Genomic DNA, 25,761 nt, shown 5'->3' with positions numbered 1-25,761 from the left:
GTCCAGGTTTTTAGTAAACTTGACGACTCATTCTTCAAAAACCTCTTCATGCTCAGCTATTACCTTTCCGTTTTGAATTAAATAACCTTCAGCTTTATATTCTGTTAGGTTGTCATGAAGTAATTCATCGAATGTATCTGATTGCATATTTTTAATCAATGCATCTTTATTTAATCCATTTGGATAAATATCTTTTTCCTCTTCCTCTGATACATCAACTTCGACCACCATAGTGACAATGTATTTAATTTTTTTCATGCAATCCCACTCCTTTAATTTTCAAATCGTAAAGTCTCCCCTAGGCTATTTACTTCTCAATCTCTTTAAAACTGCTGTTTTATTTTGATTCACTTATAACTATTTCAGTTGCTGTAGCGTTTGTCTTGCTTTTTCTAAGTAAGCATCATCATTAAAGATTCTATACAAAGTCATATAATCATTATGTTCATCAAGAATTTGGTCTACTGTTCTTGTCTCTTTGAAAATACACTCCTTTTCAGTAGCTTTTTCTGTTTCTGCTTTTTTGGATACATCGCTGCTCTTTTGTTCGATTTCCCCTGATTGCTCTAAAAGCTGAACAATGTCCATGCCAACTTTGTAATTTCTTTTGCCAAATTGGATGGTGGCCTCGCCCCAAAACATTTGATAATCAACCAGTATCCCTTGAGATCCTTTTTTCTTTAAAACTCTGTCCCCAGAAATCGTTGTGTGATTTTCTGTTAATATAACAGTACTTCCAATTAGATTATGAAGTTCTTTTTGAGACAATTTTTTAAGTGTTGTTTTCATTTTAAATATCCCCATTCTGTTTAAAATATGCATTTTATTTTATTTTTTCGCTTAAAATACAGCATTGCTTGCCCCGCACTAGAGTTATGATGTAAGCATGAGAAGCTTCGATGTATCCAGGATATAATAAGAAGCGTTATTTACCGTTTCACTGTAAGATTGCACACCCTCAAAATCATTGATTACGTCTTTTTCTTCTGCTGTCATATCCTGATATTTCACTTTGCCATATGAAGGAGGAAGCCAATTTTTCTTTTGACTGCCAAAGATATTAAATTTCTTCAGAATTTCCGTATCTTTAAACTCGATGTGACATGTCCCTTTTTTATAAAAAGTTACATAGAAGTACTTTAACTCTATTTTTTTCGTCTCCCCATAATGCTCAGCTAATTTTAAAGTTTCAACAATATTTATGTCTTCTGTCAATCCATTGTCAAGATAATTGAAAACTTTTTCGATATCTTTCAACTTTTCTAAGACCTTATAATCTGTTGGATTATACCGACCATCTAGCCAGCTATACACGTTCAATGGAATAATTATTTTTTTATTAATTTTATATGATTTATTTGTTTTCCACCCATTATATAAGTGCACATTTTTTGATGATTCATCATAGTAATGCTTGTGGCTAAATTCTTCAAAAAGGTTAAGTATTGTATCTTCTACGCCCTGCGTCATCTCTTTACTCATCTGAATTCTTAATGTATAGATATTGAACAAAGAAAAATCATAATCTTTTAATTCCTCAACGTGCTGCAAATACTTTTGTTTCAGATTGCTTGTGAAGAGCCCCATAAATTGATCATTGTTAAATAACGTATTCCAATACTTCGCCCTAATTTGTTTTATATATGCATTCTCTATGTCATTTTCTTCGGTATTCTTATCAATTTGCAGCTTCAATATTGGAGCACTGTCATCTTTGAAACTATGCAGCATTAATGGTTTTAAACTGTAGTATTCATTGATTAATTTTAACCCCGCTTTGATTTCATAATTGAACTGTTCTACAATCCCTTTGATAAAATCTGCGTTCACTATCTGTGTCGCTTTATAATCGTCATTAATTCTATGAGACTCATCTTTTTTCAATTCTTCTATTAGAACGCTGCTATATTCTTGTTTTTCAATGCTTATGTAAATTAGTGCTGCTTCAACTTCTGTGCTTCGCTCTGAGTTCGAAAAAGCGTTTTGAATGTATTCAACTTCTGCTTTTATTTCCTCTAGCTTGCGTATAAGAAATTTCCTGTCATTTGAATACGGATTTTTTAATGTTTCGGCATTTAGTACGCAAACAATTTGGCCGGATCTTTGTTGCTTTTCAATTAATTCAATCGCCTTTAATAAATGTTTAACACCGCTACTAAAAGGTGGATTCATAAAAATCAAATCATACTTCTTGTAAGTGTTAAACGTCAGAAAATCATCTGCAATCACTCTGTAATCTTTGCCTTTAAGTATGTGACGTAAGTTTTCATCTTGTTCAATTGTATCAATGTCATATTTCGAATTCCTTCTGTAGTTGCTGGTGTTTTTAAATTGATTGTGAATAGCTTCTACTAAATTCCCTTTGCCTGCTGACGGCTCCAGAACGGAGTTAATGTACTTCCATTCTACTTTAGATGTCATTTTTCGGATTAACTGTGGTGGTGTCGGATAAAAATCCGGATTATCTTTAAACATTTTGAGCTCCCCTTTTTAAGGAATGAGATGTTTTCCCATCCCCTCATTAATTTATAGATTAGGCTTATATGTGTTGATTATTGGTTTGAAGCTTTTTTTATTTAAGTAATTTAAAACCTCGTCAAATTGTCTTTTGTCACACGAGTAGTACTTACTGTGAATTATTTTAGTCCCATCTGGTTTAACCTCTACATTATTCAACACTGTTTCGGGCAGCGAGTGCCATCCTTTGAACATCAATAATTCTGAATAGAAGTGTCGGTAATATAAATTTCTTTTATTTTCAGGCCGGTATGTCAACTTGACTGCATTATCATATTGGGCATATTTAGTTGGCCCGTAACTGTCATATGTTATTCTTTCAGTAATTAAAGATCCAAGATCAGATATGTGAAACAGAGTATATTTTTCACCTTTTTCAAGATCAGCATTTTTAAATTGTTCTTGAATGCTGTCAACTTCATGGTGAATTCTGTATAAAGCAATTTTTAATTTTTCTGTATCTGCTTGTTGGATAACATTTTTACTTAAATTTAAATTATTCAATTTCAATTTTTCTTTGAGTGAAGTTTTATATTTGTCCCAGTCTTCATTGTTCCAGGTTGCAAATATATTTAATTCTTCAATGACTGAGCTAGAAAGATCTTCTATTTTTCTCGCTTGATATTTTAACTCCTGCAATTCTTCTTCTTTTAACGCTTGCTTATGAGAAATTGACTTTTCAATTTTGGCATTATCCACTAAGCCAACATATCTCGCATAAGAATGGCCTTGAGCGTCTATAATAAATTGTAATTTCCCGCCGTAGTACACTCCTACGCCATATAAATTCCATTTGACTGTGTTCTTTTCTAGATCGTCCATATTGTAATAATCAATCATAGAGTTGATTCTGTTGTCTTCCGTAAAGCTTCCACCGGTTTCCGCAAGAAAATCAAAATCATTTAAAAGCATGTTAGAAAAGTTGTTTAACGCTTCTCCGGTATTGAAATGCACTTCTTTTGTAATTTTTACATTTTCAAGTCTGTAGTCACCTTTAGTAACCTCGTCTTCATATTGATCAAGTGTTTGATGTTTGTTTAAGTTGGCAAACTGTGCATCAATAACAAAATACTGCTGATCTTCGTTCAATTGTTTTACTACAATGCTACTATAGATATTTTCGACTTGTTTCTTTTCTTCTTGTTGCTGTCTCTTATATTCAGCATTTTTGAGCTCTTGCTCTTTTAAATATTCCTGAAGTTCTTTTTCTTTTCTCGCTTTCTCGGCTTCTTCGAATTCTTCCATCTTTGAATCAAACAGTGTCATATCTTCTTTAATTTCTTCTGTTTGTTCTGTCACTATGTATTCCCAGTCTAATGAAACATGGCCATAAAAGTTGTAACTGCCTGCGTAATCAGTGTATGGATCTGCTGGGCTGTAGCAATGGCGATAATTGTTTAAAAGACTGTTGCAGTAATCATAAATCGCAGTCAAATAAGCTGAGCCTTTTTCATAAGGACTTGATTTGATTTTGATGTTAATAGTGCTATGTAAATAGCTTCCCCCAGTAGTAACAGAGAATTTGCATTGTGGGAAACGTTGTCTCAAATGCTTTCTTATTTCCTTTGCCATTTCTTTTACTTCTTGTTCCTTATTTACTTCTAATTCACTCCATTGTGTTGCATCCCACAGACTCATTTTTACACCCTTAGCTTTCTTTTTGTTTTTAGTGATTGTTTTAGAAGATGAGATTTCTTGTTTAGTAACACCGTTAGCAACCTGCATTGATTTTTCTGTCCGTTTGCTCCACCAACATTTTTTGAATCCAGAGTATCGAAAACCGTTTGATTTAAGATGAGTTAAAACCTCTTGTTCTGGTTTACTATCAAAATAAAGTTCAATTCCGTTTAACTCTTCATTAATTCTTAAAACAGCTGTCATTTTCAATCTCTCCATTTCAAAATGCATATTTTTTATATTTGTTAATTTCATTATACCTTGATCACTTTAATAAATCAACATATTTAATACTTATTTTTTATTTTTATATTATTAAACATGGTTGCTCATGAGGGGGTTTGGGGGTGGTGTGAGCAAAAATTGTTCAGGTGAGGAACGAACCGTTTTGAACAATTATCAGCACCCCCATTCTCTTATTTTATTTATTAAATTATTTACCTCTTTTCTTCTACGAAAGACCCCCTTCAAACCCTTACGTATCAAGGGTTTCAAAAACGATTTATTGCTTTTTTTTTCATACGCCTTATTCATATCTTGTTTTCAAGCCAATCTTTTAACAGCTTTCTCATTCTTGATGAAGGAACATAAATATCGATATTTTGACCATTTCTAATTGCTGATCTCCAAATCCATTGAATCATTTCAGAAAGTGCAAAATTATCTTCGTTAATATCAATTCCCTTAGATCTAAAGTAATCATCAATTGCAGGATTGACAAACCTATTTATTGAATAAACTAATGTTTTCTTATGGCTGTACTCATTTGTTGCCTTGATGTTACAGGCTAAAAACCCTTTTGTATATCCTTTACCACTTAGCTTGCTCTTATGTGATTTAAACGTTGTCCATAGATTGTCCTTAGACTTTGATTTAATGATGTTTTGATAATAATTAAGTATGTTATTCTTTAGTCTTTTATGTAACACTGACCGTTTTTCAAACCACGTTTTTGATAACGCGTAATAGTCATCACCGATTTTATTTAAATCACCTTCATATATTCTAATTTTATTCTTTAGTTTATCCTTCTTTGCTTTATCAAACTGTTTATTGTGTTGCATCAATTTGTAGCTGTGATTGTCTTTAACTACGGCATAAAGTTCATATTCAATTCCATGAATATCATAATAATATTTCTGTATCTGCGCATCAAACAAATATGTAAGGTTGTATACTTGCTTAAATTGAGTAAAAATGTCGACTGGGAATTGCCAAAAAAGTACGGAATCATTGTGCAGAATTAAGTTATTACTCTTGGCTAACTGCTTAAGCGTTTGGAATTCTCCTCTATACTCCCTATTAAGATTCTTTTCTTGATCATCATTCCATATGATTATGCCGTTTTGATTCTTAATCCATTCATTTTGAAACAACATATCTAAATCATCTTTAGATATATTTAATTTCTTTACTACTTCCATTGTTTCATCAAGTACGAGTGTATAATTCCCCGAATAAATCAATTCTTTAGTTGTTTCATTAGCCATACTGAACAAAGCATGAGTTGTCACAATGTCATTGTTTTCCGCTAAATGTTTGTGCAATGAGTCCAGTTTATAGAGTGTTTCACCCTCCTCACTATGTATTTTCGGTTCGTAAAACTTTCTACTGATGCATGACCGCTTTATCCTTGTTACCTCGTCAAGATAAGGTGTGATGAAAATGAAGTGTTCATCTTTCGGTGCCTCATTCATCATTTTAATAATGTATGTTGTTTTACCAGATCCCATAATGGAATCAATCACTTTAATCTTTTTCAAATTTTATCCCCTTATATTTTCTTTTTAAAAAAGGAACGATAAACATTTTACCGCTCCTTCTCATGCCTTAAATTCAATAGTTAGTTCTCTCTTCAAGATCATTAAAGTATCCTTCCAGCCTAGAAAATGAATCATTATTGCACTGTTGATCACTTGTTTACAATGGCAACATAGATGCAATTTCTCCAGGTTCATTTGTGACAGTCCATTTATTTGTCCCGCTCATCTCAAATAAGCACCATATAGTGTGATGTTTAGTTAGACTTGTCTACATTCTTTCCGCGTAAAGCAAAGTAAATGATCCATAACAAAACGATGATAACACATGTTACTATAAAGACAATCGTGATAAGCGACTGTATTCCGCTGCTGAAGTAATCTTTGATGAGGAGGAACAATAAGAATAAAACAACAAATGTAATGTTCGTAAACCACAATGAGAATCGTTTCATGTTTACAAAGTGCTTGATCATGTTATAATATGGGTAGCAACTAAAGGGGATTAATTTCCCCTTTAGAGATGTTATTTGCGTGTACGTTTGCGTTTTCTCTTTGGTCGGAGTCGCTTGCGTATACGCTTTATTTTTTTGTCTATCTCTTTCTCCTTTTTGCTTTTCTTATTCTTCTTTATGTTTTGGAATTTCTCAACTATTGTTAAACAGTTGATGATTAAAACCGTGATAGGAATAAGAAAAGCAATTGCTATACCCACTTTCTCAAGCACTATGTACACCTCCTTTCCCTATGTATCTATTATAACATTTTCCAAACTAAATGTATACAATTATTATACTTATTTTTTATTTTTTATATCGTGTTAGTGGATAGTGTATTGTCCATTATAATTGCGTATATGAGGATGTGGAGTTAAACAGACTTATGGTATGAGATTGGAGATAAGAAGGCTGAGAAAGGTATTAGAATGCTTCTGAAGAGATGTCTGTGAATTACTATGGTGATAAGGTAAGGAATGATATAGCATGATGTGCGGTAATGGATAGGTACGATATAGGTTAGATGAGAAATAGGCAAATGGTAAGTGTTAAGGATAAAGTTAAGGTAAAATGGATGAAGAATAAATAAAATAAGACTTCGATTTGCTCCCTCTCGTTATACACACGATTATTTTTGATGAATGATTATTCATATTTAAAATATACTCTTATTTGATTTTTCAAAATAAATATTGTTTTTCGTTTGCAATCGTGGTAAAGCCTCAGTTTAACAGCCGAAATCCTCAAATGCAGGTATAACGGATATTATATGCGCATTACATTACCAATATATGGGGGGTATATTAACATCTAAAGGCCAAAATATAGGAACAAATGTACCCCTAGCACTTCCATTTCCACACCCAACTTATTTTTTCACTTCCCCATTTTTCAGCCTATTTTCGCATCGTAATCGCTATCGTAAAAGCCTATAATATCAATGTTTTTCCACCCCTCATTCTCCCCTTTTTCATCAGATTTTTAACTCAACGACCACTTTTCCTCTCTCCTGCCTACGTTTCACGATCACAAAACACCTAGTATCCCCTTGGACAGCTCTAAATCATTGCTATATCAACGGAATAACCCTTTCCGATCTTCATTTACGATAAGCACTTTTTTAGCTCACGATCGTCAGAGGGGTCATTTTAAATCAAAATAAAAAAGCCACCTTAGTAGGCAGCCTCCTTTAAAATTAGCGCTTTAGTCTCTTCAGTGCCTCCATATACGAGGTCTTTTTCGATTCTTTGTTCTCCAGTTTCTTCGGTTTAAATAAATCCTCTCTACGTCGATTCCTAGCTTTATAAACAGTTGTTTCTTTAACTTCAGTGTTTCCATTTTCAATTAGATCATCTAATTGTTTCATCCGTTCATTGATCCAGTTTAATCCACTAAGGATCGTTATCGCCCTATTACCTTTATCATAATGTCCTTTAAATAAATCTAGGGGCATCTTGTTATCAAAGACATTAAACAGCTCATTATACGAAATATGCTCTGTTAAGAATTCATGAACATCCAGAATAACTCCAGCTCTCATCACATTTGTAAACTCAACTGGAGTGAATATCGAATTGTTCCATGATTTCTGTATATCTTCATGCAGCTTATCAAAATACTTACCCTCATTTGTAAATTCAGTGAGGTCTGTTTGAGCAATAGTCATGATTCCTGGTGTATCAAAAAGCTGATTTAAATCCTTCCTGTCTAAAGTGCTGATTTTTGATCCTCTGTCTGTGTAATTGAGCAAGGCTTCAATTAGATCAAGGAACATCTTGTTTGTCTCTTTGAACAGCCTGCTCTCAGCAATCCTCCCTTCATATTTGCTCAAAACCATTTGATTATCCAAAGGTAAAACACATGTTTCTGGCATAGATAAGTCATCAAGTAGCTCCAGTGAATTCATCTGGTTAACCAATACCTCATTATTGTCAGGAAGGATTGGTACAGCCACTATTGTTTTATGTGTAAGACATTCGTTTAACAATTCTAATAATATAGGAGCTACCCCTGAACCGGTTCCACCAGCTGCAGAGAAAACAACAAAAATTACTTGAACTGAAGGCTTTTCCATTGTGTTCTTTATAAACTCAATAGAAGATTCCCAGTTGTTTTTCATATGTTTCGCTGCTACACTTCTTTCTTTGCCAACTCCTTCTGTTCCAACCAGATGAAGCTTATCCTGGACATTAACCAATGAATTAAGGTCTGAAAGTGAATAATTTATTGCAACAGAATGAAATCCTCTCTTCATTGCTTCATCTGCAACACTTCCACCGGCCTGACCTACTCCAATAAATCCAAACATTAAACCCTCTCCCCTTCTAATTGATATCTCAAAGCTTCGTATCCGTAATCAGTTAACATTACTTTGTGGGATCTAGCCCCAGCCACAATTTTTATAAACATAAGAGCTTCAAGCCGATATAATGACTTTCTTAAAGCTGCTTCTGTCAAAGGCGTACCTGCTTCAATAGCTATATCTTTGATTTCAATTTTGGAAATTGCTTTAACTTTAATGTCTGCTCCCCTTTCCGAAAGAAAAGTCAAAATTGACAAGTCATCAAAATTTAGGTTTGAAGTTATCAACTCAAAATAATTCCCCAAAATTACTCCCTCCACAAAATGATCAGGCTTGATATTTCTGGATAAAAGATTACCCAATATGATAATATCCGAAGTAATCATTTTCTGCAACTATTGTAATCATTAATGCTTACAAAAAGAACATTACATTTAAAAAATCAATAACTCGATTGAGATGAAGGTATTAGTGTTGTATCTTTTAAATAAGAAAGGATGGTTATTATTGAAATACAAAATAAAAACCAATTTAGAACCTTATTTAAAAGAACGAGGTATTCAAAAAGTTTGGCTTGCAGAAAAAACCGGTGTAACAAAACAGCAGATTTCTAGATGGTCTAAAAATGATGAGAGTGGTTTCTGTAAGTATACCCCTTCACTTTCATATGCTCTTGTCATTTCAAAAGTCTTGGATTGCGACATCAAAGAAATTTTTGAACTTATTGAGCTGAAGTAATTTTTCGGCTCAGAAAACCATAGACAAAAATAAAATATAAGTATATAATATAAACAAGAACAAGGAGGTGCGATATGCGGAAAACATACATGACTACTCACGTAATTGAATTTCTAGAATCAATTGTGCAAAATGATTGGGCTACACAAAGCGAATGTGAGCTTTATGAGGACTTCAAACTCTTCGGTACTATTGATAAAGAATCGATTACATATAAAAGACTGGTTTATAAATATTTAAGGAGTGATTATTAATATTAAAAATAAAATATAAGTATTGAATGGAGGGGATTGATTGAAAAGAAAAAAAGATGGATTGTCTAAGCAAGTTCACATATACAGCGTAGACACATCAGCATTTTATAATGACAAAGAAAATTCATTACATAATAAGATTTTGAAGTCTTATAGATTCAGAGATTATCTTAAAACATTAGACAATGTAAATAATAAACATAAGAAATACATATCACATAGAATTACATATCTTAAAGAGTGCCTCTATTCTGCATTCGAAGAACATAATGACATAAGAACACTTCGAACTGACAGTTTAAGGGATAATAAAGTAATTTCTTTATTTGATTCAGTGTTGACCCGTACATTAGGGATTAAAGAAAACACCTTGTCAGAGGAAATCATGGTTGTACAAACTTATCATTTTGAAGTATTGAAGGACATTATTGATCAAGGATTTTTACATAACAATGAAAAATACGTTTATTTCACGAGCAGCGCCGGTCAAATTCGTACAAAGAAGTCATGTTTCATTAAAAAAAGTACTTACGATAAGTATCAGGATGCTTTGACATGCGGCTTGAGCATTGAAAAGATCAACTCCCTTGGTGGTAGCAGCATTAACAAATGGAATAGCTATATGGCCTTATCTAACAGCGCCAGTAGCCCTTGGGAGATTGATATTGATAAAGCTATTGTTGTCAACGACTTAGAAACTGATGTATCAAGCCTTGTTGACTATATTGACCGAGACACCTACGAAATCACACGAAAAACAATGAACATTCCCATTGAGCATACAGATGGCTGCGGAATGATACTCCCCACTCTAAGTCGTAAAAGCTTCATGGTAAGGCTCCCGTGGGTAAAGGGTTTATTAGTCCCTTTTGATTTTCGTAAATTTGCTGAGGAAAACAAAGCTTTTAAAGTAACTGATATATACGGCAAGGAATGGGACGTAGTGAAAGATGATGTTCAAATTATCTTCACTAAAAGTCAGTTTAAAATGTGGAAGTATTATTCATCGTGGGAAGAATATCAAGGCAATTATAAAAAATATGGATGCTTAGGGGCAAAACTCAACGCAGAAGATCCTTCTGTTGAAGGAAAGCTTACTTATCAAATGCTCCAGACACTTACAGATATCTCCGATGAAGAATTAATTCAAATGAGCTCAAAGACTGTAAAAGAGATAACCACATTGGGAACTGATAAAGAGACCATGTTAAGAGTTCTTGGAGCTACGGAGAAAAAGAAACATCGGACAGCTCTTCAGGACGCTTTACTTCTATATCCAGAACTTCTTAACGATGATCACACGAAAGAAATTATTAAAAATAAAAAGAAAAGCATGATTAAAGATGCCAAATCAGGAAAATTGCTTGTGGATGGTGCTCGTTATACATATTTATGTCCTGATCTGTATGCTTTCTGCGAAAAATTATTTCTGAATATCCAGAATCCAAAAGGACTACTTTCAGGAAATGATGTCCATTGTTCTTTATATGATGAAGGGTATATTGACATCCTCCGCTCCCCTCACCTATTCAGAGAGCATGGTGTTAGGTGGAACAAAAAAGATGAGGAATATGAAAAGTGGTTTATTACCCCAGGTGTTTACACAAGCATTCATGATCCGATATCTAAGTTGCTGCAGTTTGACAATGACGGGGATAAGGCCTTAATTATTTCTGATGAGTTAATCGTCAATATTGCCAAGCGTAATATGGAGAACATCGTTCCTTTGTATTATGAAATGTCAGTAGCACAGAAACAAGAGATTAATAGCAGGAACATATATGAAGCACTAACTCTTGCTTATGGGATCAATATCGGGGAATACAGCAACAACATCACTAAGATATGGAACAGTGACAATATAAATCTGGACGTAATCAAATGGTTATGCATGGAAAATAACTTTACTATCGATTAAATTTATAGTCGCGTCGCATAGCGATATGCGGATGAAAAGTCAGTGAACCTAGAAATCTAGGGTGTACATTCAGCGAAAAGTAGCGATAGGAAATGATCGTCAATGAGTGTGCTAACAGGGGAATTCTAATTAATACATTTTACATTTTTGAACAATGATATTTAAAACAAGGGGGTGACAAAGTGAAGTTTATAAATGAGGATGAGCATAAATATTTGAGCGGGATATATAAGATTGAGCAGATAAGCACCGGCTTAATATATGTGGGGAAAACTAAGATGAAATTTATTAAGCGTTACTGGCATCACACTTGGAAGCTGAAAAACAATTCGCACTGTAATCGACATTTGCAGAATACCTGGAATAAATATGGAGAAAACGATTTCCAATTTCATGTATTGCAAACAGTTGATCCAAACTCAGATATGAACGAATTAGAAACTCACTACATAAACGAACTAGGTGCCTATTTAAATGGCTTTAACATGACCACCGGCGGAGAGGGCAAGAGTAATTGTAAGATGTCTGACTCCACCAAAAGAATTATTGGGGAAAAGAATAGGATTAATAACACCGGAAGAAAGCTTAGTGATGAGACTAAAGCCAAAATGAGTAAAGCGAGAATTGGCAGAAAGCTCTCTCCGCAGCATAAGGAAAAGCTTTTACAATCTAGAATGAATAAAAGGCATTCGCCAGAATCTAGATTAAAGATGCGTCAGTCTCATTTAGGGTCAAAAAATAAATCCTCAAAAATAAATGAAACGAAAGCATACGAGATAAAAGTTCGATTGATTAATGGAGAAAAGATGTTCGAAGTATCAAAGTCAATGTGTGTTTCCTACCCCATCGTTAAATCAATATTAGAGTGTAAAGTATGGAATCATATTCATGTTACTGGGTGGGACGACTTTATTCTTAAATACAAAAGCAAGAAGAAAAGCACTCTTACTTCAAAAGAAGTATTTTGCATAAGAGAACTTCTTAAAAAAGGGTTATCAGCACCCCATGTTGCAAAAATGTGTAACATAAAACCCAATGTTGTCTATGGAATTAAACAAGGAAGAACCTATAAAAATGTAAAATGAATGTAGAATGTATTATATGAAAACCCTGTGCCAAGCGTTTACATCATGCTGGGAAGCACTTGTAAATGAAGGTGCAACGACCATCCTTTATGGAGTAATAATAAGGTGAAATTCCTTATTATGAAGCGCTGACCATCTGTCTAGCACAGATGATGATATGGTCTATTCCCTAATAAAATATCGGGAAACCGAGGGTATCAAAGTTCGCAAAAACCTTATTCATGCCGACCCGTCCTGATCATGTTGATGAAAAAATTAAAGATTACATAAAAAATAAAGTGCCTCACTTCTTTATCAATGCAAAGGATAAAGAAGAACATAGTGTTGAGTTAATTAATGAAAGCACAGTAAATAAGTTAGACTCCATTATCCCTTCTGACCGAATTAATTTCGCAGCAGTGGCAGGAAAATTTGATTACCGCTTCCTGCTCAAGAACAGGGATATTAAATTGGACGATGCAATTATTCGTGAATATAAACGATTAGACCAGAACAAGAAATGGCTCATGAATGATGAAGACATTAAGCCTGGACAAAAACTTTATGTTTATAAGGTTATCAAAGACAGATTACTGAAGATACATGAAGACGAGCAATATGTTGCTGATATTTTAGTAAAGTACCTATATAAAAAGAAAAGCAAATTTAAATCAACATTATGGGAGTGCTTTGGCGATCTAATATTGGAAAACATACAGAATAATCTAAAAAGATTTAAATCTTGTTATAGTTGTGGAAAGATGTTTAAGTCAATCTCAAATAAATCAAAATATTGCACTAGATGTGCATTGGAAATTGAAAAAAAGAACCATCGAATAAGGCAAAAAAAGTACAGCAAGAAAAAAATGACGAAATAGAAAGTGCCTTGAGCCTTACTCCCCCAAGGGGTACAGCGATTTTACCGGAAAAAGTTTAACGAAAAAAGCGCCTTGAACCCTTGATATGACTGGTCTGAAAGCCCCTTTTGAGATAATCGCCATAAGGGAGAAAGAAAGCTAATTTCCACATATAAGGGTGAGTACATCTCCCATTTTTCGAAAGAGCACAAACGATACCGTAATTATACTTTAACACAAAAATAAAGAAAATCACTAGGAGGAATTAAAACATGAACAAAACAGAATTTGTTGGAGCAGTTGCAGAAAAATTAGGAGTTACTAAGAAAGATGCTACGCCTAAAGTAGAAGCAGTTTTTAATGTGGTCGTTGATACACTAACAAAAGGTGAATCAATCAAGATTCCTGGAGTGGGAACATTTGAAGTTCGTGAACGTGCAGCTCGCAAAGGGAGAAATCCACAATCGGGTGAGGAAATTGATATTCCGGCTACAAAGGCACCTGCCTTCAAAGCTGCAAAAGCTCTAAAAGACGCAGTGAAAGCTTAATGTAGTATCTTCCTCCCTTTTCCCTAGAATGCGGTGGCGAAAAAGGTAAACGCGTAGATCGAGGTGGTATGACCGACCTTCGGGAATCTCGAGGCCAACCTTCAAGAGAAGACTAATAGTTGGCGAATTGTCATCCATGAGAGGTGCAAATCCTCTCCCGCATTCATCTCCAGGTTTATTAATTAGAGTTCTTTTATTGATGGCATGGGGGTGTCGTCAATAATAAGCTGATTACTGATATGTGGAATATCAGTTCTCCGCTAATATTCATTTGTTTGAGGACTTGGGATGCCGGGGTTTCGGATAAGTGGATATTAGCGGGGTATTGCCCCATCGTGGATGAAGCCTTTTCTAAACATGTCTACCCTACTTTCATACGAACAAAAGCATTAAATTCGACGTTACAACTACAACTGGTCATTGTGGTTAGTCGGATAATGGTCATTTATGAGGGTTCGAGGTTAGCTCGGATGTCTGCATCTTAAAGACACAGATAAATGACTATTATCGGGCTAAATATGCCGATAAGACTTAGCGCATTAATATAAATTGCGACTGAATCCCATCAGGGTCTTATTATGGGTGGCATATAACCTGAATATTAATCGCGGTGTATTGCTTCGGCTTGCACTTAGGTAAGGCAGATGCGTCTCGCTTCCCTTTAAATAATGCCCTTATAAGCTTTGATGCTTATTATGCGGTCATCAAAATTTTTCCGGTTAGCGAGTCTTCTATACTCGTAAAATAAGTGAAATGGTTTTTGGGCGTTTGATCACCGCTCCCATTTCACAGAAAAGGTTTATTTTCGGTCTTTCCTTTTCAATTTCACTTAGCAACATATTCACTATTTATTCGCTACTTCTCCTTCAATGTTCTGAATGGAGACTTACCTTTCCCATGCACATACCTCCTTACACGGGTCAGAGAAAACTGTGCAAAATAAATGGCGAGCGTTTGAGACGCTTTGTTTCTCAATACGGCGTGTAACCCGACAAGAGCATAAAAAAATGCCATTGAGAAGGCTTATTAGGGTCTTTCCTTCTCGTGTATTTGTTTTTGAATATGAAACGAGAGTAGCCATTTAATTCTCGCATGGAGGACACAAAAGATACCTCGATACGTCTAGCTTTGGGATTCCTTCTAAAGTCAGCTACTAATCAAGTTTTTCACTGCGAATCCAGAGGTTGTTCGGCGACTACTTAACCCATTTTTGATTGAGTAGTTGGCAATAACGCAGGATTGATTTCCTTCATTCGCAGTCCTTAAATGAATTAGCTCATCTGCCATGTGTAGAAGGAGCCAGCTGGATTTCGCACAGCGATTACTAGCCTTTTATGTTCATGTACCATGATGCACAAGGAGTTCTGAAGACGACATTATGACGTCTTTTGTTTTTTCGACTTACTTATAGTTTGTCGACTACAAAGGTTTCAATCGCTGAACCCGTAATCAGCGTATTCCCTGTCGATCCGAAGGCTTGCGTTACCTACGTGAGCTACTGATGTAGGTAAGATGGGGTTAGAATGTAATCAGAACGAGACCGTCTAAATCGTTAGAAGGTCTTTTTGTGCTTGCGTTTTACTTTACCCATCAGCCAGGATGTGCTTACGAGCCTTCCGGTACGCAAGTAATCAATAATCTCCTTCGGGCGTTTCCCCAACGCCTATCCGACCTATCTTTTCATCTCCTTTATATCCCCTTTTCGGACGTTACCGATGCTTCGGATCATCGGGCTTCCGAAGGAGCTTATTGAACGTAAAAAAACACATATTGGAGGAATTTAATTTGGCTAAGAAAGTTCATACAGTAAATTTAAAAGGTAACTATACTTATATTGATGGAATTATTGAAGAAGAAACAAAAACAGACATCGAGCGTTATGATCTGAATTCTATTTTAAAATCATTTGACGGTCGGAAAGTAAAAATTTCTATTACCGAAGAAGACGAACTTCCACAAATCAATGAGTAGGCGGTGACTGAATGACAGCTATTTTAGATCCTGTTTTACAACGAGAAAAAGACGAATCATTTACTGATTATCATATTAGACTTTTCAAAAACAAAGACACTTATCACATTGACACAAAAACAATTGCTGCCCTTTTAAACAAGGATCAGGGAACCAACTATGATGAAAGTAAATGGCGTAAAGACTTTAAACAATTTGAGCGTTGGCACGATTACTTTATCTCAAAGAATATGAACAAAGAAGTTCAACAAAAGCATGAAAAAATTCGTATTGAATCCGAAAAACAAACAATCAAAGCACGAGATCAAAAAAGAGAATTCCGGAAATTCATTGCCAATCAAGCACGGTTTGAACAAATTAAAGATGATGTTGTTCAAGCTATTGCATCTCTAGAGTCAAAAAGACCCCTTCGCTTCACCTTCCCATCACCTGCTATTACTGAAAAACATGGACTTGCTCTATTCAGTGACTGGCACTTCGGAATGGAAATCGACAACCGCATTAATAAATTCAACAAAGAAATCTTCAATGAGCGTGTAGAACACCTCACCAACAAAGTGATTGAGTATGGTAAGCAAAATCATGTTTCTACTTTGCATGTTGCTAATCTCGGCGATTTAATTGGCGGGCTTATTCATGTCTCTACAAGAGTCCAAGCTAATGAAGATGCTGTTGAACAAATTAAGTATGTATCGGAAACACTTGCTGAAGTTTTAGCTATGTTGGCGAGTGAATTCCAGGAAGTAAAATTTTATAATGTAGCTGGTAATCATGGTCGCCTCTCCCCTTCTAAAAATGATGTTGGCATTAAAGAAAACTTTGAGTACCTTATCAATTGGTATCTTGAAGCTAGATTGAGAGATATTAAGAATGTCTCTGTTGAACCAGAACAAGATGGTTTTATCCCCGCTAGGATCAACAATCAAGAAGTTGTTTTTGTCCATGGTCATTATGATCGTGTTGACCAATGTGTTACACGACTTCCTCAATTACTTGGATACATCCCCTCTTACATATTTGGTGGTCATATTCATCACAATTATGAAAAAGAGTACGGCAGCACAACAGTTGTAGTAAATGGAGCGCTTGTCGGTGCGGATGATTATGCTATGCAAGGTAGGTTTGGCACAAAACCTTCTCAAAAATTTATGGTTTTTGATGATGCAGGTATTGAGGCTACATACATAATTCGCTTTAAAAATGATAATCAGGGAGGAAATATACGTGGACTTAGCAATGCACGAAGTGTATAACCTTCATTTGTATGATAAAAAAACTGAAGAGTCTTTAATTGATTTAACAACTCTTCAAGATATTGAAATCTTTTATAGCGATGAACATGAAACGTATTTGATTTTTGCAAAGAATGCTCTGCTAAACTTTGATGTACTTAAATTTTTAGGTGAATATAAAGCTCCTACCTCCTTTGAATCAAAGTTAGGGAAGAAACAATATATTTCAGTTTTAAAAGAAACTCCTCGCTCTGAATTCAAATTATTAGCTGAAACAATTGGTCGCCATATTGAAACAACAAAATCACACAAAGTTACTTTAGAATTTAACAATGTCGAAATTATTTCTAGAGCAGAACTTAAAGGTGTTAGTGGAGAAGTATCAGGTTTAGATTTGATTTTTAAAGTAAACCCATTAGATAACGAATTCTTCAAGATTCACTATTGATAAAACTTTAATTTTATCCAAACCAAAGGGAGATTTTTATGAGTATAATTATGCCTTCAGTTGCACGTTCGGAAAAAATCAAATACAGAGAAATTGACTTTGACAAAGTTAAAACAGTTGAGGATGTAAAGCTTTTGCTCAGTAAATTCAACTTTAATATTCGTGAAAAAGATTGGGACAAATTTAGTCACTTAACTAAAGATGAAGTTAAAGAGACTGTTTTGACAAACTATTAAAAATAAATAATGCGATGAGGATTGATGAGAATGAAGAAAATAGGGTTTGATTACCTTAATAGACATTTAGCAACATTGATAAGACTTAGAGAAGCTGGCCACAAGTGTGATCAGGAAATCAGTCAGGTTTTACGCTGCTTGCATAAAAATCTATTTGAAAGAGAATTATTTTTTCCATCAGATAGAAAATGGACAATGATAGAAAACGTTGATAAAGATTTACAAAGTAGATTTCACAAAAAAGCCCCAAAACTTGTTTTCGTAGACACTGCTGACCGCGGTAAAGGAAAAACAACTTTCCTTATGACTTTATCACAACAAAACAATATTCCTGTAATTGTAGGTACGAATACTGAAGAAAATATTTATAAACAACTTGGAGAAGAAAAAGGTATAGGTTGCGTTGTTATTCCGGCCAATCGTATATTAGGCAGACGCTTAGCGAATGGTGTATATATTGATAGCACTGTTACCAAAGAGCAACTAAAAACGATTAAAGAGCTGGACGTTGAAATTAAGGGGGGATTTTATCATGACGATGTCCTCTCTTCTTTAGTTTAAGCGCCTTTTTAGAACGCCCAGTGATGATTGAGGTAACCCCCTTCCTCTTTATTGCTGGGCGTTTTATAAAATGTGTTTTGGACAATAACATGGAGGTGAATGAATGCCTAGAAAAGCCAAAGAAAAGGAAAAATTGATCTGTGCTGCTTGTCAAAAAGAAAAGGACAAAGAGTCAGGGTTCTACAATTCACGAAGTAGCCTGTATGAGAAGACAGGAAAAGTCCCTATTTGCAAGACTTGCTTGAAGAAAAACATTGATTATAACAATATTGAATCAATATATACAGTCTTACAACAGATTGATGTTAAATTTGATCCGTTGTATTGGGATCAAGCTGAAAAGAGAAAAACTGATACATTTAGCGCTTATATGACTATGGCTAATTCATTAAAGCAATTTAACGGGACTGGTTGGAAAGACAGTATATTTGTAAAAGAAGAAATTAAAAACGTTACAACAAATGAAGAAGAGAAACAAACCACGCAAAATATTGATTCAGATTATCTAGAGAAACTTAAAGAAAATTACGGATATGGTTACCCCGATGACGACTATCTCCTTTTCGAAAAGAAATTCCTTCAACTCAAACCCTCTTTTCAGTTACTTACCACAATGCATGAAGAGTGCTTGCGAGAATACTGTGTAAATAAAGTATACGAGACACTTGCAAAAGCAAAAGGAGATTTCAAACAGGCTAAAGACTGGGCTGCAATGGCAAAAGATACAGCTGAAGCAGGTAAATTAAAACCTTCTCAAATGAGTAAAGCTGATTTATCGCAAGGTCTAGATGGATTTGGTCAATTGGCCAGAATGGTTGAAGAGAAAGTTGACATTATCCCTATCTTACCGAAGTTTGTTTCTCAACCAAAAGATAAACCAGATGTTGTTCTATGGTGTTATTTGAATTATGTTCGGGACTTAAAAGGTCTTCCTGCGGCTGATTATAAAGATATCTACAACTTTTATGAAGAACGGAGAGCTGATTATGAGAAACAAGAATTAGATAATGATCCTTCCATGAGGGAGTTATAAATATGGCTTCGAGAAAGAACTTTCAAAGAGATAATTTTAAATACACCAAACAAAGTTCAAGATTAGACAGCGACCCTGAATTCAACTCCCCTGTTCAAGCAAATCAAAATAAGGTTGATACTTTTGAGCGAAATTTAGACAAATGGATTGAATTTGTTCAATGGGCAAGGTGGTTTCCTGATTTATGGTACGACTTAATTAAGCCAGAAAAAGGCGGCATGAGGCTAGACTTAGATCAAAGGGTTTTCCTAAGATGTATGAGTCGTTTTGTAAGTACGTATGGAGTTTTCCCTCGTGGGTTTGGTAAAACGATGCTTGAGTTAATGTCAATTTACCATACTGCTATTTGGTTTCCTGATATCACAATAGCCATGTCAGCACAAACCAGAGAAAACGCTGCTTCAATTAGTGAAGAGAAACACAATGAAATTATGAAGTGGTTTCCTTTAATGAAAAATGAATTAGCTGGGAGACCTTCTTTTACTAAAGACTCTGTTGAGGTTAAGTTTTCTTCAGGAGGAGTTTATTCTGTACTGGCAAATGCACAGTCTACAAAAGGCCAGCGTAGAAGAAGGCTAAATGTTGAAGAATCAGCTCTTTTAAATAACGAGCTATTTAAAGATGTGCTTGAACCAGTAGTAAACGTACCCAGAAGAACAATTGGTAAGCTTGCTACAGTAAACCCTTTTGAATTGAACGGAATGATTAATTACCTAACAACGTCAGGCTATCGAGGATCGGATGAATTCAACAGGATTTTAAACATGCTTGATGAAATGGCTGATTTAAAAGGGAAAATTGTTCTAGGAGCAAGCTGGGAGTTACCTTGTCACTTTGGCAGAGGTGAAACACGGACTCAAATACTTGCAAAGAAAAACGATCCTACAACCTCATCAACTGCTTTTGCAATGAACTATGAGTCTAAATGGGTTGGTGCGAGTGATGGAGCACTTATCAACATTAGCAAATTGATCAAAGCAAGGACAATTACAAACCCAGAACTGACCTGCCCTAGAGATAAGAATAAGAATTTCTTATTAAATGAATATGTGATTGGGGTCGATGTTGCCCGCTCAAGTGAAAAGTCAAACAACAAAACAGCCATCATTGTTCTGAAGATTATTCGCAACTCCAATAATGCAATTAGACAAGTCCAGGTTGTAAATATAATCGAGCCACCAAATGGATTGAATTTTAAAGAGCAATCGATCATGGTTAAAAGGGTTTTCAAAAACTATGGAGGTAATGAAGATCTATCTATATCAAGAGTTAGAGCTGTGATTGTGGATGGAAACGGAGTCGGAAGTGGACTAGTGGATAGACTTCTAGAAGATGTTACAGATCCAGAAACGAATGAAGAATTAGGATGCTGGGCAACAATCAATACTGATCAGAAGCCAGATGTTCCAAACTCCCCTGCTATTGTTTACAACCTCAAATCTCAAGGGATTAATGACAAGATTATTACCACTTTCTTAGATTATGTTGAATCTGGAAAGTTGAAATTATTGAGACCATATGAAGAAATAAAAAGCAAAAAAGTCATCAGCGACGATATAATGGTTGAGGCCACATGTATTCAAACACAACTATTAATTGATGAAGTAGCCAACTTAAGGCTAAAGAAAACACAGAACTCAATTAGCGTTGAACAAGTAGTTAAACGTATTGATAAAGATAGGTACAGTGCATTGAGTTACGCTCTTTACTACATAGCTTTATTTTTAGAAAAGGAAGAATCCGATGATGAGTATTCATTTGGATTCTTTTTTAATTAGAAATTGAGGAGGTGAATAATGACTACACCTGAACCACAGCCATCATATGAGTTTAATACAAATTTAACACCGCTTGATTCATTGTTCTTTAATGATTTATTTAACGGCATTTCTTACGACAAAGTTAAATCATGGCTGAAAGACCACAACGCCTACAATAAACAGATTAGAGATGCCTCTAAATTGCTTTATAACGCAAATGGTGTGTATAGAAACGTTATTGACTACATGGTAGCCCTCCCTACTTTAGACAGAGTTATATTGGGGTCAAGTAAAGCAACTAATTTTAAATCGAACAAACAAAAGTTCAACCTGGCTTTAGGGAAAATCAGTGACAAAAGTGTTGTCAGGGATTCATTAGGAAAGCTCAGCAAATATGGTACTGGTTTTTATTATTTTGATTCTGTGGGGAAGGAATCATTCACCACTACTCTAAGTGACAATGAGATCGGATCAATAACTGAATCAAATACCATTGACGACTTTAATTGTTCAGTCCTCCCCCTTCCTCTCGATTATTGCAAAATTATCGGCAGGAAAAATTCCTCTTATCAGTTAGCTTTTGATGTCTCCTATTTTGACAAGTTCACAAGTAACGGAAGGTCGCTCAAGCTTAAACGATGGCCAGAAGAAATCAGACAAGGTTATAGAGCTTATAAAAAAGATCAAAATCGAAAATGGCTAGTTCTTGATAACAATAAGACCATTGCTGTTAAAGGAAGTAGCGACATTGAAGATCAATGGGGACGCCCAATCGGTTTATCTGCATTTATTGATATGGTTTATGATGAATACTTTGTTGACACTAAACGGAACATTTTAGATGAGCTTAACAGTACTTTAATCTACCAGACCTTCCCTGAAGGCGATCAAAAAGGTAAATCAGCTTTATCTCAAAAGCAACAGGAACAGCAGCACGAGAATATAAAAAAAGCGTTAGTTGCCAAAGGCAGTGTTAAAGGGGTTAAGTTCTTCTCTTTGGCTTCGGGAACAAAATTAGACAAGTTAGAAACTAATGTGGATTTCTTGAAGGTAAAAGGTGAAGACGAGCTCATTAAACGAATCACTACAAATTTAGGATTTGCAGGATCTGCTCTCAATGGTCAAGACGGTAACTACTCTTCTCAACAAACCAATATTGAGATGGTTTCTTCCCAAATATTCTCCTGGTTAGAACAAATCCAAAGTGAATTTAACAAGGTGATAAACGCCAACATCATCAAAGATCCTCGCTCTTATATTGAGGTTTACTACCTCCCTCTTACCCACGTTAACAGGAAAGAAAAAGTCCAAAACATGAAAGACCTTTATACAAGTGGTCGAGGCAGCCTTATTGCTTGGATAGCCGCTACTGGATGGAATCCTGATGCTTACTTATCCCTAATGGAATATGAAAAAGACGAAGGTTTTGATGAAAAGTTCCCTGTTCATGCAACCTCTTTCACAATGAGCAAGGATAGTGATAAGTCAGCCGGCGCACCTGAGATCGATACTCCGAAAAATGAAAACACGATTAAATCGAAGACAAATAACAGTAACGGAACGCCTTCTGGCTCTTGAGAGGAGGTGATTAGTATTTGAAAAGCACGATTTTAGAAATTAACAATCAGAAAAAAACCAGTGGTCAGACATACATCAAGTGGGTCGTTCTTGAAATTCATGAAAACAATACTCAATTTAACAAGAATGGCATTACCTGGCTGGAGAAATACATAAACGCTAACCTTGAATCAATCAAGTTAATGCCAATTTGCGCAGAGTTCTTGGATGATGAAAACAGTGAGCCATTCGGACACGGGTTAACAGAAGTCAAGGACGGTACCCCGCTCTTTGAAAACAGCGCTGTGGTTGGTACGACCACCAATGCTTACATTGATACTATAGATGTTAATGGTGAGCCAAAAAGAGTGTTAATAGCTGAAGGCTTCCTATACAACCAGCGCTACCCTAAATTTGTTCAATGGTTAAAATCAAAAATGTTTGATGGTGATTTCCCTGAAACCTCGGTTGAGATAGCAGCTGTGGAAGGTTCAGATGCAATTGAATATGAAGGTGGCTGGAAAGAACAAGGACGTATACCTATGAAATTTGACTTTACAGGTGATGCAATTTTAGGTATTGACCCTGCAGATGACGCTGCCATTTTACTTGAATTAAACAGTAACAAAAAGGAGGATAATTTAATGTCAAAATCTCAAGAAGAAGTAGTCCTTGAGTTAAACAACAAACTTGATAATAAGAATAAAGAAATTGGAGAGTTAAATCAAAAAGTTGAGAAACTTACTGAGGACTTAAAGCAAAAAACTGAAGAACTGAATGCTGCTGTTAAAGCTGCAAAGGATGAAAAAGCTAAGGCTGAAGCAAAAGAAAAAGAAGCGCAAAAAGCCAAGGATGAAAAAGCCAAGGCAGATGAAGAGCTTAATTCCCTAAAGGAATTCAAAAACAAGGCGGTAGCCGAAAAGATGCAAGGAGAGCTTAACCAAGCTTTAAAGGAATATTCTCCTGAAGAAAAGGATGTCGCAAAAGAGAAAATTGAAATGTTCTCTAAGTCCCCTTCTATCGAGCTTAAAAACGAAATTATTTCTGAAATCAACTCAGCAATCGCTCGATCCTTCATCGCTGAACGCTCAAAGAAACAAGCCTCTGAGACTAATAGCAAAAATTTCGATATTTATTCAGACGTTCGTGATTCTGGGCAACAAGGTTCAGTGACAATTGATGATCTTTATTAAGATAAAATAACACTTTTATAAAATTTAGGAGGAATACTCAATGTTCAAATTCGGAACAATTGGTGCTTATAAACAAGTACGAAATAATCCACGTTGCAAGGCTAGTGTCGATTTAGTCCCTGGTCTAGTCGTAATTCCTAACGATTCGTCTGGTAATGCATTCCCTCCAGGCGCGTCTTCAACTGCAAAAGGTGATGTGTATGTGGTTGGAAACATTATTGATAAACCTGAAATCCGTGATAAGGCCGACTTCAAAGTTTTAAAAGGTGAATATGTCCTTGCTTTTAATTTAGCAGACTTAAAAGGACTACCCATTGAACTCAGCTCAGACGTGGTAGTTGATTATGATGCGCTTGTTAAAGATGACGTATTGGTTCCTGCTGCGGACAAATCAGGTAAATGGGTTAAAGCTGGAGATGACGTTGCAGAGTTTAAAGTATCTCTAAAAGTCTTAGAGAAAAATACATTTGGCGGAAAAGGTTTGTACCTAACAGTACAGGCTTAATTAATATTCTGGAGGTAATTATTAATGTTTACAGTTGAATTAAACAATGTTCAAAAAGACTCAAACCATTATGCAAATGCTAAATTGAATGCTAAGTCCCCTATTGTAGAAATCTTTTCTGCAGCTGCAACAGGTCAAGATCTTTCCAAATTTGGTGCAAAAGCCGATGCCGCTATGACCCATGTGAAGGAACTAGCCTCCAAAGCTCTAATGGGCAACCCTGTAGCTAAAGCTGAGATCAACACAATTGTGCGTTATGCTATTGAGCCTAAACTTATTTCAGCAATTAAACTATTTGATTTTATGGGCACGTTTAGAAATATTGGATATGATCAGCAACCAATGATGACAACATACGCACATGAATCCATCCGAAGCCAATTCCAAGCATCCCGTGGTGACGTACCATTTGCTACTACAACTTGGAGCGAATACCCAATTGGAACACAAACCATTTCTTCTGGTTATGCTGTTAACTATCGGGAGATTCAAAGTGGAAACCTCGATAAAGTAGCTGAAGGCATGGAGCAAGTTCAAACAGATATGATGAACAAAGCAATGTACTATGTAGTAAATGAAATGTTCAATGCAATTAAAAATGCAACAGGCGTTAAATACTTTGCTGAAACTGAAAATATCACCAAATCATCTGTAGACGATATAATCACAAAGATTCGCCGATTTGGACAACCTTCTATTGTTGGTGACTTTTCTGTTGTTTCTCAGTTAAATGACTTTGCAGGATTCCAGGCTGTAGCTGGAGATGCTTCAAGCACTAAGCTCCCTCAATCTGTAATGGATGAAATCCGAAGAACCGGATTGCTTAACACTTATAAAGGTTCTTCTGTTGTAGAATTGCCTAACTCTTATAATCTTACTGAATTAAACAAAGCCGGCGATAACTTCAAAACATATCTTCCTGAAGGTCTTCTCTTCTTCATTCCTCAAGGCAAAAAGTCTCCTCTTCAAGTATTCCAAAAAGGCGGACTTACTTCAATGAATGGTAACGACATCATCACTGGAACTGAGATCACTCGTTTTGATATGGAAATTGGAGCTGGTGTAGCCAAAGGACAAGAGCATCAAATTGGTCTCATCAGAGACACCAAATATGAATTGCCACAAATTTAAAC

General features: G+C 35.3%; 22 protein-coding genes and 3 pseudogenes. 17 read left to right on the top strand and 8 right to left on the bottom strand.

Going from position 1 to position 25,761, the window contains the following annotated elements; all coding sequences use genetic code 11:
- Positions 1-27: 27 nt before the first annotated feature.
- From NSQ37_RS14955 to NSQ37_RS14920, 8 genes are all read right to left on the bottom strand, one after another.
- Positions 28-258 (bottom strand): hypothetical protein, encoded by a 231-nt coding sequence (locus tag NSQ37_RS14955; protein WP_341123980.1) that lies wholly within the window; start codon positions 256-258, stop codon positions 28-30.
- A gap of 99 nt (positions 259-357) precedes the next feature.
- Complete coding sequence (locus tag NSQ37_RS14950) at positions 358-789, bottom strand: hypothetical protein (protein WP_215601717.1); 432 nt, start codon at positions 787-789, stop codon at positions 358-360.
- Positions 790-873: 84 nt separating this feature from the next.
- Entirely contained in the window at positions 874-2,475 is a 1,602-nt protein-coding gene (locus NSQ37_RS14945; protein ID WP_341123979.1) for a DUF4942 domain-containing protein, read from the bottom strand.
- A 51-nt stretch (positions 2,476-2,526) separates the two neighbouring features.
- Positions 2,527-4,398 (bottom strand): LPD29 domain-containing protein, encoded by a 1,872-nt coding sequence (locus NSQ37_RS14940; protein ID WP_341123978.1) that lies wholly within the window; start codon positions 4,396-4,398, stop codon positions 2,527-2,529.
- A 326-nt stretch (positions 4,399-4,724) separates the two neighbouring features.
- Positions 4,725-5,957, bottom strand: a complete 1,233-nt coding sequence (locus NSQ37_RS14935) for a hypothetical protein (RefSeq protein ID WP_218791672.1) — start codon at positions 5,955-5,957, stop codon at positions 4,725-4,727.
- A 523-nt stretch (positions 5,958-6,480) separates the two neighbouring features.
- Positions 6,481-6,681, bottom strand: coding sequence for a type I TA system toxin YonT (yonT, locus tag NSQ37_RS14930; RefSeq protein ID WP_122504334.1), 201 nt, complete (start codon positions 6,679-6,681; stop codon positions 6,481-6,483).
- 965 nt (positions 6,682-7,646) lie between these two features.
- Complete coding sequence (locus tag NSQ37_RS14925; protein ID WP_341123977.1) at positions 7,647-8,759, bottom strand: cell division protein FtsZ; 1,113 nt, start codon at positions 8,757-8,759, stop codon at positions 7,647-7,649.
- A complete protein-coding gene (locus NSQ37_RS14920; RefSeq protein ID WP_122504336.1) occupies positions 8,759-9,058 on the bottom strand; it encodes a hypothetical protein in 300 nt (99 codons plus the stop codon). Before NSQ37_RS14920 ends, NSQ37_RS14925 begins: the two co-directional genes overlap by 1 nt.
- A 202-nt stretch (positions 9,059-9,260) precedes the next feature.
- Between NSQ37_RS14920 and NSQ37_RS14915 the strand changes: the two genes are divergently transcribed.
- The 17 genes and pseudogenes from NSQ37_RS14915 (at position 9,261) to NSQ37_RS14835 (ending at position 25,759) form a co-directional block, all read left to right on the top strand.
- Positions 9,261-9,491 (top strand): helix-turn-helix transcriptional regulator, encoded by a 231-nt coding sequence (locus NSQ37_RS14915; protein WP_014472522.1) that lies wholly within the window; start codon positions 9,261-9,263, stop codon positions 9,489-9,491.
- A 294-nt stretch (positions 9,492-9,785) separates the two neighbouring features.
- Positions 9,786-11,660, top strand: a pseudogene (locus NSQ37_RS14910) (RNA dependent RNA polymerase); the annotation flags it as partial.
- Between the two features lie 185 nt (positions 11,661-11,845).
- Entirely contained in the window at positions 11,846-12,748 is a 903-nt protein-coding gene (locus tag NSQ37_RS14905) for an NUMOD3 domain-containing DNA-binding protein (RefSeq protein WP_020954167.1), read from the top strand.
- Between the two features lie 203 nt (positions 12,749-12,951).
- Positions 12,952-13,605 (top strand): annotated as a pseudogene (locus NSQ37_RS14900) (hypothetical protein); the annotation flags it as partial.
- A gap of 251 nt (positions 13,606-13,856) precedes the next feature.
- Entirely contained in the window at positions 13,857-14,132 is a 276-nt protein-coding gene (locus NSQ37_RS14895; protein WP_341123976.1) for an HU family DNA-binding protein, read from the top strand.
- Positions 14,133-14,742: 610 nt separating this feature from the next.
- A pseudogene (locus NSQ37_RS14890) lies at positions 14,743-14,897 on the top strand (hypothetical protein); the annotation flags it as partial.
- Between the two features lie 1,020 nt (positions 14,898-15,917).
- The gene (locus NSQ37_RS14885) at positions 15,918-16,103 is read left to right on the top strand and encodes a YonK family protein (protein WP_019712268.1); all 186 of its coding nucleotides are present in this window, start codon (positions 15,918-15,920) and stop codon (positions 16,101-16,103) included.
- Between the two features lie 11 nt (positions 16,104-16,114).
- Complete coding sequence (locus NSQ37_RS14880; protein WP_341123975.1) at positions 16,115-17,356, top strand: metallophosphoesterase family protein; 1,242 nt, start codon at positions 16,115-16,117, stop codon at positions 17,354-17,356.
- On the top strand, positions 17,328-17,783 hold the full coding sequence (locus NSQ37_RS14875) for a hypothetical protein (protein ID WP_341123974.1): 456 nt from the start codon (positions 17,328-17,330) through the stop codon (positions 17,781-17,783). The genes NSQ37_RS14880 and NSQ37_RS14875 overlap by 29 nt, the downstream gene beginning before the upstream one ends.
- Before the next feature lie 38 nt (positions 17,784-17,821).
- Positions 17,822-18,019 carry a hypothetical protein gene (locus tag NSQ37_RS14870; RefSeq protein WP_160182811.1) on the top strand — a complete coding sequence of 66 codons (198 nt, stop codon included), beginning with the start codon at positions 17,822-17,824 and terminating at the stop codon, positions 18,017-18,019.
- Positions 18,020-18,049: 30 nt separating this feature from the next.
- Positions 18,050-18,580, top strand: a complete 531-nt coding sequence (locus tag NSQ37_RS14865) for a hypothetical protein (RefSeq protein WP_160182812.1) — start codon at positions 18,050-18,052, stop codon at positions 18,578-18,580.
- 103 nt (positions 18,581-18,683) lie between these two features.
- Entirely contained in the window at positions 18,684-19,613 is a 930-nt protein-coding gene (locus tag NSQ37_RS14860) for a hypothetical protein (protein ID WP_201741784.1), read from the top strand.
- A gap of 2 nt (positions 19,614-19,615) precedes the next feature.
- Positions 19,616-21,391, top strand: a complete 1,776-nt coding sequence (locus tag NSQ37_RS14855; RefSeq protein ID WP_201741785.1) for a hypothetical protein — start codon at positions 19,616-19,618, stop codon at positions 21,389-21,391.
- Between the two features lie 18 nt (positions 21,392-21,409).
- A complete protein-coding gene (locus tag NSQ37_RS14850) occupies positions 21,410-22,951 on the top strand; it encodes a hypothetical protein (protein WP_341123973.1) in 1,542 nt (513 codons plus the stop codon).
- 17 nt (positions 22,952-22,968) lie between these two features.
- Positions 22,969-24,123, top strand: coding sequence for a hypothetical protein (locus NSQ37_RS14845; RefSeq protein ID WP_038458738.1), 1,155 nt, complete (start codon positions 22,969-22,971; stop codon positions 24,121-24,123).
- A 40-nt stretch (positions 24,124-24,163) separates the two neighbouring features.
- Complete coding sequence (locus tag NSQ37_RS14840) at positions 24,164-24,628, top strand: hypothetical protein (RefSeq protein WP_341123972.1); 465 nt, start codon at positions 24,164-24,166, stop codon at positions 24,626-24,628.
- 24 nt (positions 24,629-24,652) lie between these two features.
- Positions 24,653-25,759 (top strand): hypothetical protein, encoded by a 1,107-nt coding sequence (locus NSQ37_RS14835; RefSeq protein WP_205164295.1) that lies wholly within the window; start codon positions 24,653-24,655, stop codon positions 25,757-25,759.
- The last annotated feature ends 2 nt before the right edge of the window (positions 25,760-25,761 follow it).

This window comes from Bacillus sp. FSL P4-0334 (assembly GCF_038004825.1).
GTDB classification, from domain to species: Bacteria; Bacillota; Bacilli; order Bacillales; family Bacillaceae; genus Bacillus; species Bacillus velezensis.
The sequence above is the reverse complement of the archived record's forward strand: the minus strand, read 5'-3'. Positions and strand labels throughout refer to the sequence as shown.